This window comes from Wenxinia marina DSM 24838 (assembly GCF_000379485.1).
Classification (GTDB): Bacteria; Pseudomonadota; Alphaproteobacteria; order Rhodobacterales; family Rhodobacteraceae; genus Wenxinia; species Wenxinia marina.
The window spans coordinates 165,585-178,785 of record NZ_KB902310.1; the positions used below are offsets into that span (position 1 = coordinate 165,585).

Here is a 13,201-nt window from a genome sequence, read left to right on the forward strand (position 1 = left end):
CGCCATAGCAACGCCCCATTCCGGCCCTGTGAAAGGCATGGCGGGATCGCCTGATGGTCCCACCGATCACGAAGACTGCGCCGCAGATGCGGCTGTGCCGAGAAGAGGCCCGACATGCTCAACGAGACGCGCGCGCCCCGCCAGGACACATCGGCCATGGCCGAGCCCTGCCTCGACGGCGCCTTCATCGGCGGGACCGTCATCGCCACTGCGCTGGGCTGGCGTGCGGTCGAGGCGCTGGCGCCGGGCGACAGGGTCCTGACTTTCGACCACGGCATGGTGCCGCTGACCGACGTGATCCGCGGCGGCTACGGCTACGGCGACGCGGTGCCGGCGATCGGCGCACTGCGGCCGCTGCACGTGCCCGCCGGTGCGGTCAGCAACGAGACGGCCTTCGACGTGCTGCCCGGCGCCTATCTCATGATCGAGAGCGATCTTGCGGAAGAGCTGTTCGGCGACCCCTTCGTCCTGCTGCCCGCGCGGGCGCTGGAAGGCTTCGCCGGCATCGCGCCGGCGCCGGTCTCGGGCCGGCCGCCGTCGCTGGTGCGGCTGGAATTCGCGGAGGACGAGATCGTCTTCCTTCGCTCCGGCGGGCTGCACCATTGCCCGAAGGCGGGCGATTTCCTGCAGGCCGTCGCCGACACCGGCCATTGCGGGCCCACCGCCGCGCTCACCCTCGCCGAGGCGCGCGAGTTTCTCGCGATGATGGACCCCTCGATCTCCGGCCATTGCCCTGATGGGCCGGGGGCAGCGGTCGGGGTCGCCCGGGCCTGATGCTCCCCGGCCGCCCCGACCGCATTTCTCAGGCGGCCGCCGCGCGGCCGTCCCCGTACTCGCCGTAGAAGGTCGCGCCCGACGCGGCCATCCGGCGCAGCAGCGCCGGCGCCTCGAACCGAGCCCCGTGCTCCGCCTCCAGCGCCTCGCAGATCTCCACCGCACGGCCCGCGCCGAGGAGGTCCAGCCACGAGAACGGCCCGCCCGACCACGGCGCGAAGCCCCAGCCGAGGATCGCGCCGACATCGCCCTCGCGGATGTCGGTGAGGACGCCGTCCTCGAACGCGCGCACCGCCTCCAGCACCTGCGCGAAGAGCAGGCGGTGCTGCACCTCGGTGACGTCCGGCTGGTCGTCCGAGACCGGATAGCGGGCGGCGAGGCCCTCCCAGATCCCGGTGCGTTTGCCTTTCTCGTCATAGGCATAGAAGCCGGAGTTCGACTTGCGCCCCAGCCGCCCCTCGTCCGCCATCCAGAACAGCACCTCGTCGACCGCGTCGTCGGGATAGGCGTCGCCCATCGCCGCCTTGGTGGCCCTGGCGATCTTCACGCCGAGGTCGATCGACGTCTCGTCCACCAGCTGCAGCGGTCCGAGAGGCATGCCGACCAGCCGCGCCGCGTTCTCGATCAGCGCCGGCTCCACCCCCTCGGCCACCATGCGGATGCCCTCGTTGATGTAGGGGATGATGCAGCGGTTGGCGTAGAAGAAGCGGGCGTCGTTCACCACGATCGGCGTCTTGCGGATCTGCCGCACGAAATCGAGCGCCTTGGCGACCGCGCGGTCGCCGGTCTTCGCGCCCTTGATGATCTCGACCAGCAGCATCTTGTCGACCGGGCTGAAGAAGTGGATGCCGATGAACTGCTCGGGCCGCTGGCTGGCCTTCGCCAGCTCGGTGATCGGCAGGGTGGAGGTGTTGGTGGCGAAGATCGCGTCCGCGCCGACGACGGCCTCGACCTTCCGGGTCATCTCGGCCTTGACCTTCGGATCCTCGAACACCGCCTCGACGATCAGGTCGCAGCCCTTCAGCGCGTCCAGATCGGAGGTCGCGGTGATCCGGCCGAGCACCTCGGCCTTCTTCTGGGGCGTCACCTTCTTGCGGGCGACGCCCTTGTCCAGCAGCGCCTCTGAATGCGCCCGCCCCTTGTCCGCCGCCGCCTGGTCGCGGTCGATCAGCACCACCTCGACCCCGGCGTTGGCTGACACATATGCGATCCCGGCGCCCATCATGCCGGCGCCGAGGACGCCGACTCTTGCCACTTTCTGATCCGGGGCCTCCGGACGGTTGGCGCCCTTCTCCAGCGCCTCCTTGTTGAGGAAGAGCGAGCGGATCATCGCCTCGGAGGACGGGTTCATCAGGACGGAGGTGAACCAGCGCGCCTCGATCTTCAGCGCCGTGTCGAACGGCACCAGCGCGCCTTCGTAGACCGCAGACAGCAGCGCCTTGGCCGCCGGGTAGACCCCTTGCGTCTGCCCGTTCACCATCGCCGAGGCGCCGACGAAGGTCATGAAGCCGGACGGGTGATAGGGCGCGCCGCCCGGGAACTTGTAGCCCTTCTGGTCCCACGGCTTCACGATGTCCGCGTCCGTCGCGGACAGCACCCACGCCTTCGCCCGCTCCATCAGCTCGCCCGCTGGCACCACCTCGTCGATCACGCCCGCGGCCTTCGCCTTCGCCGGATCGTTCAGCTTGCCCTCCAGCAGCAGCGGCGAGGCCGCCATCGCGCCCAGCTTGCGCGACAGGCGCGTGGTGCCGCCGGCGCCGGGGAAGATGCCGACCTTGATCTCCGGCAGGCCGATCTTCGCCTTGGGATTGTCGGCGGCGAAGATGCGGTGGCAGCAGAGCGGCAGCTCCAGTCCGATGCCGAGCGCGGTGCCGGGCAGGGCGGCCGCGATCGGCTTGCCGCCCTTCAGGGTCTTGGGGTCCATGCCCGCCCGCTCGATCCGGCGCATCAGGCCGTGGATCCGCAGGATGCCGTTCAGCAGCCCCTCGGCGCCCGCTTCCTTCATCTTCGCGATGACGCCCAGATCCATGCCGCCGGCGAAGCTGTCCTTGCCGGACGTCAGCACGATTCCCTTCACGGCCTCGTCCGCCAGCACCTCATCGACGATGGCCTCGAGCTCGTCCCAGCCGGCCATCGACATCACGTTCATCGACCGCCCGGGCACGTCCCAGGTGATGACGGCGACGCCGTCGGCGTCGGTTTCCATGGTGAACTCGGACATCTCGGTCCCTCTCATTTCTTGTGCAGGGCGTCGTCGGCGCCGAGCCGGTCGATCCAGTCGGCGTGGCCGATCGTGTGCGCGTTGGCGACCGCGCGCCAACGGTCCGTCTGGCGGCGGATGGTGATGGTGGAGCGGTAGGGCGCCGCCACGACGCGCGTCCCCCCCAGAAGCTGGGTCTCGTAGATCCCCGAGACGAGGTCGCGGCCGAGCGCATCGGCCCGGATCAGGCTGTGCCTCACCCCCTCGAAGCCGAGCGTGTCGAGCCCGGCGAGGAAGAGGGTGAAGTGATCGGCCATGTCGTCCTCATCGATGAAGATGCGCGTGTCCGTGGCGGTGATGATGACGTAGGGCAGGGCGATCAGGTCGAGATAGCCCGCCCGGTCGCGGCGGTCGACGACATGCATGATCTCCGTCAGGAAACCCTGCACATCGAGGAAGAGCTGGTCCCGGACAGAGCTCATTTCGCTCACACCCGCTCGATCACCGTGGCCGCGCCCATCCCGGACGCGACGCAGAGCGTGGCGAGGCCGGTTTCGCGGTCCGTGCGCTCCATCTCGTCCAGCAGGGTGCCGAGGATGATCGCGCCGGTCGCGCCCAGGGGGTGGCCCATCGCGATGGCGCCCCCGTTGGGGTTCACGCGCTCGGGGTCCACCTCGAACCGCTGCAGGAACCGCAGCACGACCGACGCGAAGGCCTCGTTCACCTCGAAGAGGTCGATGTCGCCGATCCCCATGCCCGCCTCGCCGAGGATCTTCTCGGTCACCGGGACGGGGCCGGTCAGCATGATCGTCGGATCGGTGCCGATCTTGGCGGTCGCGCGGATGCGGGCGCGGGGAGTCAGGCCCCACTTCTCGCCGAACGCCTTCGAGCCGACGAGGACGCCGGCCGCCCCGTCCACGATGCCGGACGAGTTGCCGGCATGGTGGACGTGCTCGATCTTCGCCAGGTGCGGGTACTTCATCATCGCGACCTTGTCGAAGCCCGGCATCACCTCGCCCATCTGCTGGAACGAGGCGTTCAGCGCGCCGAGCTTCTGCATGTCCGTGTCGGGGCGCAGGTATTCGTCGCGGCCGAGGATCTCGATCCCGTTGCGGTCCTTCACCGGAATCACCGACCGCGCGAACCGCTCCGCCGCCCAGGCGGCGGCGGCGCGCCTCTGGCTCTCCACCGCGAAGGCGTCGGCGTCGTCGCGGGTGAATCCGTACTCGGTCGCGATGATGTCGGCGGCGATGCCCTGGGGCACGAAGTAGGTCTCCATCGCCAGCGACGGATCGACCGCGATGGCGGCGCCGTCGCTGCCCATGGGCACCCGGCTCATCATCTCGACCCCGCCGGCAATGTAGGCCTCGCCGGCGCCGCCTTTGATCTGGTTGGCGGCGAGGTTCACCGCTTCCATGCCGCTGGCGCAGAAGCGGTTGATCGACAGGCCGGGGATCGACTGGTCGAGCTTCGACCCCAGCACGGCGGACCGCGCCAGGCACCCGCCCTGCTCGCCGACCTGCGTGGCATTGCCCCAGATCACGTCCTCGACGGCATGCCCCTCCAGCCCGCTCCGGTCCTTCAGCGCGTCCAGCACCTGCGCCGACAGCCGGACGGCGGTGACCTCGTGCAGGCTGCCGTCGGGCCGGCCCTTGCCGCGCGGGGTGCGGACGGCGTCGTAGATGTAGGCGTCGGTCATGTCGGTCCTTTCTCAGGCGCCCGGAAAGGCGCGCTGCATCATGTCGTAGGGGTGCTGCCAGCCCGGCAGGGCGGCGATCCGGTCGAGCCAGGCGGACGTCGCGGGCGCCGCCGCGCGGTCGAAGCCGAACGGCTCGGGGTAGTAGAGGTAGCCGCAGCAGGCGAAGTCGGCGAGCGTGGGGGCGTCGCCCACCATCCACTCCCGGCCGTCCAGATGCCGCTCCAGCGTGCCGAGCGCGGCCTGCACCCGGCCCGACAGCCAGCCGATCGCCTCCGCCGGGCGCTTGTCCTCGGGCAGGAAGTTCATCAGGAACCGCAGGCTCCCCTGCTGGCCCGATCCCTTCTGCGCGTCCCAGAACAGCCAGCGCAGGATTTCGTTGCGGTCGCCGTCGAGGAACCTCCCCGTCCGCTCCGCCACGTGCAGCTGGATCACGCAGGACTGCGTCAGCGTCGTCTCGCCGTCCACCAGCACCGGCGCCTCGCCCATCTCGTTGATCGCGCGGAACTCGTCCGTGCGGGCCGCCCCGCGGAAGAAGTCGAGATGCACCGGCTCCCAGTCGTAACCGGCCAGCGTCATCGTCAGCGCCGCCTTGTAGGCGTTACCGCTCTCGCCGAAGCAGTAGAGTTTCGCGGTCATCTCGATCTCTCTCCCACGCTCGGGGCAGGGCGCGCCGCCCCTGTCCCCTATCTTGCTGCAAATACCTCTCGGGGGGGCGGCGCAGCCGCGGGGGGCAGACAGCCCCCCTCCACCGTCCCCGCCGGGCGCGTCGCTACTTCTTGCGCGCCTCCAGCTCGGCGTTGAACAGGCGCAGCCGGTGGCCGAACGTGTCCTCGTCGATGACGCTGTCGAAGTTCTCGAACAGGAACGACAGCGCCTCGCCCTCGTCGAGGCCGGCCTCCTGGGCGAACCTCTTCAGGCGGCGGTAGGCGTCCTCGGTCATCGCGATCGGCATGCGGCGCGTCAGGCGCAGGCGCTTGGGCATCTGTCTCCTCCGTCAGGGGCGGCAGGGCGCCGCCCCCGCAGGATGGGCTTGCGACCCATCGTCGTCAAAAGTTCGCGGCCTCCAGCGCCATCACCGGCTCGGCGCCCGAGGTGATCCGGGCGAGGTGCATTCCCGTCGCCGGCAGCTGGCGGGCCATGTAGAACCGGCCCGTCGCCAGCTTGGCGCGGTAGAAGTCCTCGTCCGAGGCGCCGGCGGCCAGCGCGTCCTTCGCGGCCCTGGCCATCATCGCCCACATCAGGCCGAGGCAGACATGGCCCATCATGGTCATGAAGTCGTAGGACCCGGCCAGCGCGTTCTGCGGGTTCTTGGTCCCCTCGGCCATGAAGTACATCATCGCCGCCTGCAGGTCCTTGGACGCCGCCTTGAGAGGATCGAGGTAGCCAGCCTTCAGCTCGGCATCCCCCTCGTTCTCCTTGATGAAGGTCTTCACCAGCTCGAAGAACGCCATCGCCGGCTTGCCGCCCTGCGCCGCCAGCTTGCGGCCGACGAGGTCGAGCGCCTGGATGCCGTTCGCGCCCTCGTAGATCATCGCGATGCGGGCGTCGCGGACGTACTGCGACATGCCCCATTCCTCGATGTAGCCGTGGCCGCCGTAGACCTGCTGCGCCAGCGTCGAGATCTCGTAGCCGCGGTCGGTGAAGAAGCCCTTGATGACCGGCGTCAGCAGCGAGATCAGGCCCTCCGCGTCCGCGTCGTGCATCGTCTCGGCCCGGTCGAGCAGCATCGTCGACCACAGGCCGAAGGCGCGAGCGCCCTCGACGAAGCTCTTCTGCTCCATCAGGCTGCGGCGGACGTCGGGGTGCACGATGATCGGGTCGGCCGGCCCCTCGGGGTTCGCGGGGCCGGTGATGTCGCGGCCCTGCAGCCGGTCGCGGGCGTAGGCGAGCGCGTTCTGGTAGGCCACCTCGGCCTGCGCGAGGCCCTGCAGGCCGACGCCGAGCCGGGCGTCGTTCATCATCGTGAACATCGCCCGCATGCCCTTGTGCGCCTCGCCGAGCAGCCAGCCGGTCGCGCCGTCGTAGTTCATCACGCAGGTGGCGTTGCCGTGGATGCCCATCTTCTCTTCGAGCTTGCCGCAGGAGACCTCGTTGCGGTCGCCCAGCGATCCGTCCTCGTTCGGCAGGAACTTCGGCACGATGAAGAGGGAGACGCCCTTGATGCCGTCCGGCCCGCCCGGGATCTTCGCCAGCACCAGGTGAACGATGTTGTCCGCCATGTCGTGCTCGCCGGCGGAGATGAAGATCTTCTGCCCGGTGATCCGGTAGCTCCCGTCCTCCTGCGGCTCGGCCTTCGTCCGCATCAGGCCGAGGTCGGTGCCGCAGTGCGGCTCGGTCAGGTTCATCGTGCCGGTCCACTCGCACGAGACGAGCTTGGGCAGCCACTCGGCCTTCTGCGCCTCGGTGCCGTGATGCAGGATGGCGAGGTAGGCGCCGTGGGTCAGGCCCTGGTACATGTTCAGCGCCATGTTGGCCGAGACGAACGCCTCGTTGGTCGCGGTGCGCATGATCGCCGGCAGGCCCTGGCCGCCATATTCCTCGGCGCAGTCGAGGGCGGTCCAGCCGCCCTCGCGCAGCTGGTCGAACGCCTCGCGGAAGCCGGTGGGCGTGCGCACCACCCCGTTCTCCAGCCGGCAGCCCTCGCGGTCGCCGACGGCGTTCAGCGGCGCCAGCACCTCTGACGACAGTCGGCCCGCCTCCTCGATGATGGCGGCGGTGAAATCGCGGTCGAGGTCGGCGTATCCGGGGATGTCGCTGTCGGAGATCTTCAGCAGGTCGTGCAGGACGAACTGCAGGTCGCGGGTGGGGGCGGTATAGCTCGGCATCGTCTTTCCTTCGTCGTGCCGGGGCCCGGGGGCCCCGAGGTCAAGCCATGCCGCCCCGGCGGTCCCGGCCTGAGGCCGGGACCGATCGCCGCCCTCGTCAGGCGGCGGCGCCGGTGCGGCGCTTCTCGAGTTCGGCGGCGCACCAGTCGATCTGGCCTTTCAGCTCGTCGATCGCCTGGGTCAGCTCATCGCGCTGGCCTTCCATCTCGGCCAGGTGCGTGCGGGCCACTTCGTAGGTCCGCTCGAGCTGCGTCTTCTGCGCGTCGCCCATGTGATACAGGTCCAGAAGCTGCCGGATCTCCTCGAGGCTGAAGCCGAAGCGCTTGCCGCGCAGGATCAGCTTGAGCCGCGCACGGTCGCGCCGGGTGAACAGCCGGCGGGTGCCCTCGCGGATCGGGAAGAGCAGCTCCTTGGATTCGTAGAAGCGAAGCGTGCGGGGGGTGACGTCGAAGCTGTCGCACATTTCGCGGATGGTCATGGTCTTTTCGGTGTCGGTCATCACGAGCTCATCTCACGTTGCGGATGTGGGGGAGTGTTCCGCGGCGTGAGGTGCGCCCACTGACGGCATCTTACAAGACGAAGTGACGTGTACGTAAACGAAACGCGGCGTCAAAAATTCGTTGACGAAAGGTCACGAAACTTTCGCAACCCGAGCGCGAAATTTTTCGACCTGATGGTCAAATTCCGGGGCCGCGTCATCGGTGCGTCTTCGCACATGAGCCGGTGTTCCTGGCGGGCGCAGCCGAATCAGCCGGTCAGGACAGCCCGTTCGCCGTCTGGTCGCGCAGCCGCTTCAGCTCTTCGATCGTATCCTCGAGCTGCGCCTTCTCCTCGGCGAGACGGACCAGCTGTTCGTCGGCGAGAGAGACCCAGCGCCGCATCTGCGCCTCGGTCCCCTCGTTGTCGTAGATCAGCAGCCACTGGCGGATGTCCTCGAGCGCGAAGCCGAACTTGCGGCCGCGCAGGATCAGCGTCATGCGCGCGATCTCGGTCGGGCCGTACCAGCGGGCGCGACCATCGCGCTCGGGCGACAGCAGCTCGATGTATTCGTAGTAGCGCAGGGTCCGCGGGGTCACGTCGAACCGGGCGCACATCTCCTTGAACGACAGTCGCTCGGTCACTTCGGCCCTCCCCACGTCCGCCGGGAATCTAGTCGCCAAGGGCGGGCCGGACAACCGGATCGCGCGGCGGTCCCTGCAAGGTCGACGAGATACGCCTTGCCCCCGCGCCCCCAAGCGGCAAGTTGGACCGCACGCGGGCGGAGAGGACGATGGCCGAGGACGACGACATCGCGGAGCGGCGACTGGCCTTCGGCCGCGCCTTCATCGGCGCGCTGCCGCACGCACGGGCGCTGGGCATGACCCTGGTGGACCTGACCGAGGGCCGCGCGGTGATGGAGATGCCCTACGACGCGCGCCTGATCGGCGATCCCGAGACCGGGGTGATCCACGGCGGCGCCGTCTCGGCGCTGATGGACACGTGCGGCGGGGCGGCGGTGATGGCGCACGCGCAGACGCCCGCCGGCACGGCGACGCTGGATCTGCGCATCGACTACATGCGCTCCGCCACCCCCGGCCGCGCGATCCGGGCCGAGGCGGTGTGCTACCACATGACCCGCTCGGTCGCGTTCGTCCGCGCCACCGCCACCGACGGCGAGGAGGGGCGGCCCGTCGCCTCCGCCACCGGCGCCTTCACCGTGGAGCGCGGCCGATGAGCCCGCGGCAACGGCCCGAGCCGGTGCAGGTGGTCAAGGGCCGCCGCGACCGGGCGCTCGCCGGTCTGGTCGGTTCCATTCCCTACGCCGCCTTTCTCGGCATCACCGTCGACCGCCGCGGCGACGAGTTGACCGCCGTGCTGCCGTTCGACGACAAGCTCATCGGCAATCCCGGCCTGCCGGCGCTGCACGGCGGGGTGACGGCGGCCTTCCTCGAGACGACGGCGATCCTGGAACTCGCCTGGGCGGTCCTTTGGGACGACATGGAGGGCGGGCGCCTGCCGGAATACGGCGACGCCCCGCCGCCGCGCCTGCCCAAGACCATCGACATCACCGTGGACTACCTGCGCTCCGGCCTGCCGCGGGACGCCTACGCGCGGGCGCGGGTGAACCGGTCGGGCCGGCGCTACGCGTCGGTCCATGTGGAGGCCTGGCAGGACAACCGCGCGCGCCTGTTCGCGCAGGCGACGGGACATTTCCTGATGCCCCCGCGCGAGGGCTGAGCGCGTGGCCGCGGCGCTGACCCACCGCAGGGTGCTGAACGTCGCGATCCCGATCGTGCTGTCGAACGCGACCGTGCCGATCCTCGGCGCGGTGGATACCGGCGTCGTCGGCCAGCTGGGCGAAGCGGCGCCGATCGGGGCGGTCGGCATCGGGGCGATTATCCTGACCGCGCTCTACTGGGTCTTCGGCTTCCTCAGGATGGGCACGACCGGCCTGACGGCGCGGGCGGCGGGCGAGGGGAACGGCCCCGAGGTCGCGGCGCTGCTGTCCCGGGCCCTGCTGATCGGCGCGGCGGCGGGCGTGGCGATCATCGCCCTGCAGCTGCCGCTGTTCTGGGCGGCCTTCCGCCTCTCGCCGGCGAGCGCCGAAGTCGAGGGCCTCGCGCGCCAGTACATGGCGATCCGCGTCTGGTCGGCGCCGGCCGCTATCGCGATCTACGGCATCACCGGCTGGCTGATCGCGCAGGAGCGGACGCGCGCCGTCTTCGCCATCCAGCTGCTGATGAACGGCACCAACATCGTGCTCGACCTCCTCTTCGTGCTCGGCCTCGGCTGGGGCGTCGGCGGGGTGGCGACGGCCACCTTCATCGCCGAATGGTCCGGCCTCGCCCTCGGCCTGTGGTACTGCCGCGACGCCTTCGCCGGGACCGACTGGCGCGACCGGGCGCGGGTGTTCGACCCCGCCCGCCTGAGGCGGATGACGGTGGTCAACGTCGACATCCTCCTGCGCTCGCTGCTGCTGGAGGCGGTCTTCGTGTCGTTCCTGTTCTGGGGATCGGACTTCGGCGACGTGCAGCTGGCGGCGAACCAGATCCTGCTGCAGTTCCTGCACATCACGGCCTACGCGCTCGACGGCTTCGCCTTCGCGGCCGAGACGCTGGTGGGGCAGGCGATGGGCCGCCGCGACCGGCCGGGGCTGCGCCGCGGCGCCCTGCTGACGTCGGGCTGGGGGCTGGCGATCTGCGCCGGGCTCAGCCTCGCCTTCGCGCTGGGCGGCGGGGCGATCATCGACGTGATGACGACCGCGCCGGACGTGCGAGAGGGGGCGCGCCACTACCTGCCGTACATGGTCGCCGCGCCCGTCGCCGGAATCGCGGCCTGGATGCTGGACGGCATCTTCATCGGCGCCACCCGCACCCGGGACATGCGCAACATGATGGCGGTGTCGTTCGTCGTCTACCTGATCGCGGCGCTGACGCTGGTCCCGGCCCTCGGCAATCACGGCCTGTGGCTGGCGCTGCTGATCTCCTTCGTCGCCCGCGGCGTGACCCTCGGCCTGCGCTACCCCTCGCTCGAGGCCGAGGCGGAGGCCATCCCGCCGGCCGCCGCCTGACCATGCGAGCCTTGCCCGGGGGGGAAGCTTCCGGCAGGAGTGGGTCATGACCAAGCCTGCCGCTCGCCCCGTGAACCAGAAGGCCCGGATCGGCGTCCTGCGCGCCGTGTTCGTTCTCCTGCTGCCGATCCTCGTCTTCACCCGACCCGTCTGGGATCTCGAGTCGCCGCTCGTCGAGACGATGGAGCAGGTGGGCATCTACTGCGTCATCTTCGCGGTGCTCGGGCGCTTCTGGTCGATCCTCTATTCCGGCGGCGCCAAGAACCGGCGGGTCGTGCGCGAGGGGCCGTACTCGATGGCGCGGCACCCGCTCTACTTCTTCTCGACGCTGGGCGTTGCGGGCCTTGGCCTGATGAGCGGGTCGGTGCTGCTGGCGCTGGCGCTGACCGCGACCGTGGGCGGCATCCTCGCGATCACCGCCCGGCTGGAGGAGGAGTACCTGCGCCGCAGCTTCGGTGCCGCCTACGAGGAGTATGCCGCCGAGGTGCCGATGATCCTGCCGAACCTGCGGCTGTTCCGCACGCCCGAGCGGATCGAGGTGACGCTCCGCCCGCTCTACGGCAACTTCTTCGACGCGTTGGTCTTCCTCGCCTTCATCCCGGTCTCCGAGACGCTGGAATGGCTGAAGGACGACAGCGTCTACCCCACGGTCGCTATCTGGTGAGCCAGCGGTCGCGGTCGGTCCCGACCGCGTCGGCGACCGAGGCGAAGCCGTCCCGCGCCAGCAGGGCGTCCAGCCCCTCGGCCACCTCCCGCGCCAGCGCCAGTCCGCCGTAGACGAGTGCGGTGTACAGCTGCACCGCGCTCGCCCCCGCGCGGATCTTGGCGTAGGCGTCCTCGGCCGAGGCGACGCCGCCCACGCCGATCAGCCGCAGGCGGGTCAACGTCGACAGGCGCGCCAGAACGCGGGTGGACCTTTCGAACAGGGGAGAGCCGGAGAGGCCGCCTGTCTCCTCCCGTCTTGCACTTTTCAATCCGTCGCGCGTGATCGTGGTGTTCGTCGCGACGATCCCCGCCAGGCCCGCCGCCTCGGCCACCTCGGCGACCTGGGCGAGCTCGCCCTCCTTCAGGTCGGGCGCGATCTTGACCAGGACCGGCACCGGCCGGGCGAGGGCGGCGTTCGCCTCCATCACGCCGGCCAGCAAGGCGGCCAGCGCCTCGCGGCCCTGCAGGTCGCGCAGATGCTCGGTATTGGGGGACGAGACGTTGACGGTCGCGAAGTCGATCCGGGCGCCGCAGCGCGTCAGCACCTTCGCGAAGTCCGCTGCGCGGTCGTGGCTGTCCTTGTTGGCGCCGAGGTTCAACCCGAGCACGGTCCCCTCCGGCCGCTGCGCCAGGCGCCCGGCCGCCGCCTCCATCCCGGCATTGTTGAAGCCGAAGCGGTTGATCGCGGCGCGGTCCTCGGCGAGCCGGAACAGCCGCGGCCGCGGGTTGCCGGTCTGCGCCCGCGGCGTCACCGCGCCCACTTCGAGGAAGCCGAACGCGGCGCGCGACAGCGGCGCCAGCACCTCGGCGTTCTTGTCGAACCCGGCGGCCAGGCCGACCGGGTTCGGCAGGTCGAGCCCCGCCAGGCTCGTCCGCAGCCGCGGCGACGTCACCGGCCCGCCGCGGGGGCCGAGGCCCGCCTGCAGCGCCTTCAGCGCCAGACCGTGCGCCGTCTCGGGGTCGATCCGGTGCAGGACGGCGAGGCCGAGCTTCTCTATCACGACAGGTCGGGCAGGCGGTGGTCGCCGTCCACCAGCGGCATCGCCCGCGCCGCCGCGACATCCGACAGGCGCAGCTCGCGGTACAGGTGCGGGAACAGCTGCCCGCCGCGCGACGGCTCCCACTTGAGGTCGTCGCCGAGGGCGTCCGCCTCCACCGACAGCAGCATCAGCCCGTCCTCGCCGGCGAAATGCTTCGCCGCCGTCTCGGCGACCTGCGCGGCGGTGGAGAAGTGGACGTAGCCGTCGGCGACGTCGACCGGCGCGCCGGGGGTGGATCCCGCCGCCTGCAGCTCTGCCCACTCGGGGGCGCGGAAAATCTTGTAGATCAGCATGGCGCCTACCCACCGCAGCGCGAACGCCGCGTCAAGAAGCAGCGTCACCTCCCCGTCATCCGCTGACGTTACGGCGTCGGAACCGCGGCCTTTGACACCGGGGACCGGTGGACGC

General features: G+C 70.3%; 15 protein-coding genes. 5 read left to right on the forward strand and 10 right to left on the reverse strand.

The features are described from left to right. Nucleotides 1-114 precede the first annotated feature (114 nt). On the forward strand, nucleotides 115-774 hold the full coding sequence (locus A37W_RS22205; RefSeq protein ID WP_018303958.1) for a Hint domain-containing protein: 660 nt from the start codon (nucleotides 115-117) through the stop codon (nucleotides 772-774). Between the two features lie 28 nt (nucleotides 775-802). Here A37W_RS22205 and A37W_RS0115535 read toward each other — a convergent pair whose 3' ends face one another. From A37W_RS0115535 to A37W_RS0115570, 8 genes are all read right to left on the reverse strand, one after another. Further along, entirely contained in the window at nucleotides 803-2,995 is a 2,193-nt protein-coding gene (locus tag A37W_RS0115535; protein ID WP_018303959.1) for a 3-hydroxyacyl-CoA dehydrogenase NAD-binding domain-containing protein, read from the reverse strand. A gap of 11 nt (nucleotides 2,996-3,006) precedes the next feature. Next, entirely contained in the window at nucleotides 3,007-3,456 is a 450-nt protein-coding gene (locus A37W_RS0115540) for a hypothetical protein (RefSeq protein WP_018303960.1), read from the reverse strand. 5 nt (nucleotides 3,457-3,461) lie between these two features. Beyond that, nucleotides 3,462-4,673, reverse strand: coding sequence for an acetyl-CoA C-acetyltransferase (locus A37W_RS0115545; RefSeq protein ID WP_018303961.1), 1,212 nt, complete (start codon nucleotides 4,671-4,673; stop codon nucleotides 3,462-3,464). Nucleotides 4,674-4,685: 12 nt separating this feature from the next. After that, nucleotides 4,686-5,309 (reverse strand): glutathione S-transferase family protein, encoded by a 624-nt coding sequence (locus A37W_RS0115550; protein WP_018303962.1) that lies wholly within the window; start codon nucleotides 5,307-5,309, stop codon nucleotides 4,686-4,688. Between the two features lie 133 nt (nucleotides 5,310-5,442). Continuing rightward, on the reverse strand, nucleotides 5,443-5,655 hold the full coding sequence (locus tag A37W_RS0115555) for a hypothetical protein (protein ID WP_018303963.1): 213 nt from the start codon (nucleotides 5,653-5,655) through the stop codon (nucleotides 5,443-5,445). A gap of 64 nt (nucleotides 5,656-5,719) precedes the next feature. Then, nucleotides 5,720-7,498 (reverse strand): acyl-CoA dehydrogenase C-terminal domain-containing protein, encoded by a 1,779-nt coding sequence (locus A37W_RS0115560; RefSeq protein WP_018303964.1) that lies wholly within the window; start codon nucleotides 7,496-7,498, stop codon nucleotides 5,720-5,722. Nucleotides 7,499-7,595: 97 nt separating this feature from the next. Next, nucleotides 7,596-7,997, reverse strand: coding sequence for a MerR family transcriptional regulator (locus A37W_RS0115565; protein WP_018303965.1), 402 nt, complete (start codon nucleotides 7,995-7,997; stop codon nucleotides 7,596-7,598). 256 nt (nucleotides 7,998-8,253) lie between these two features. Further along, nucleotides 8,254-8,619, reverse strand: coding sequence for a MerR family transcriptional regulator (locus tag A37W_RS0115570; protein WP_018303966.1), 366 nt, complete (start codon nucleotides 8,617-8,619; stop codon nucleotides 8,254-8,256). Nucleotides 8,620-8,768: 149 nt separating this feature from the next. Between A37W_RS0115570 and A37W_RS0115575 the strand changes: the two genes are divergently transcribed. Genes A37W_RS0115575 through A37W_RS0115590 form a run of 4 tightly spaced genes read left to right on the forward strand, consistent with a single transcriptional unit; the run spans nucleotide 8,769 to nucleotide 11,712 of the window. After that, complete coding sequence (locus tag A37W_RS0115575; RefSeq protein ID WP_018303967.1) at nucleotides 8,769-9,212, forward strand: PaaI family thioesterase; 444 nt, start codon at nucleotides 8,769-8,771, stop codon at nucleotides 9,210-9,212. Continuing rightward, a complete protein-coding gene (locus tag A37W_RS0115580; RefSeq protein ID WP_018303968.1) occupies nucleotides 9,209-9,715 on the forward strand; it encodes a PaaI family thioesterase in 507 nt (168 codons plus the stop codon). Before A37W_RS0115575 ends, A37W_RS0115580 begins: the two co-directional genes overlap by 4 nt. Before the next feature lie 4 nt (nucleotides 9,716-9,719). Further along, on the forward strand, nucleotides 9,720-11,048 hold the full coding sequence (locus A37W_RS0115585; RefSeq protein ID WP_018303969.1) for an MATE family efflux transporter: 1,329 nt from the start codon (nucleotides 9,720-9,722) through the stop codon (nucleotides 11,046-11,048). Between the two features lie 46 nt (nucleotides 11,049-11,094). Beyond that, nucleotides 11,095-11,712 carry a methyltransferase family protein gene (locus tag A37W_RS0115590; protein ID WP_018303970.1) on the forward strand — a complete coding sequence of 206 codons (618 nt, stop codon included), beginning with the start codon at nucleotides 11,095-11,097 and terminating at the stop codon, nucleotides 11,710-11,712. On the opposite strand, the gene A37W_RS0115595 is transcribed toward A37W_RS0115590, so the two are convergent. Both A37W_RS0115595 and A37W_RS0115600 read right to left on the reverse strand, forming a co-directional pair. Beyond that, nucleotides 11,702-12,754, reverse strand: a complete 1,053-nt coding sequence (locus A37W_RS0115595; protein WP_018303971.1) for a quinone-dependent dihydroorotate dehydrogenase — start codon at nucleotides 12,752-12,754, stop codon at nucleotides 11,702-11,704. The genes A37W_RS0115590 and A37W_RS0115595 overlap by 11 nt on opposite strands. After that, complete coding sequence (locus A37W_RS0115600; RefSeq protein WP_026198547.1) at nucleotides 12,751-13,086, reverse strand: DUF952 domain-containing protein; 336 nt, start codon at nucleotides 13,084-13,086, stop codon at nucleotides 12,751-12,753. The genes A37W_RS0115595 and A37W_RS0115600 overlap by 4 nt, the downstream gene beginning before the upstream one ends. Between the last annotated feature and the right edge of the window lie 115 nt (nucleotides 13,087-13,201).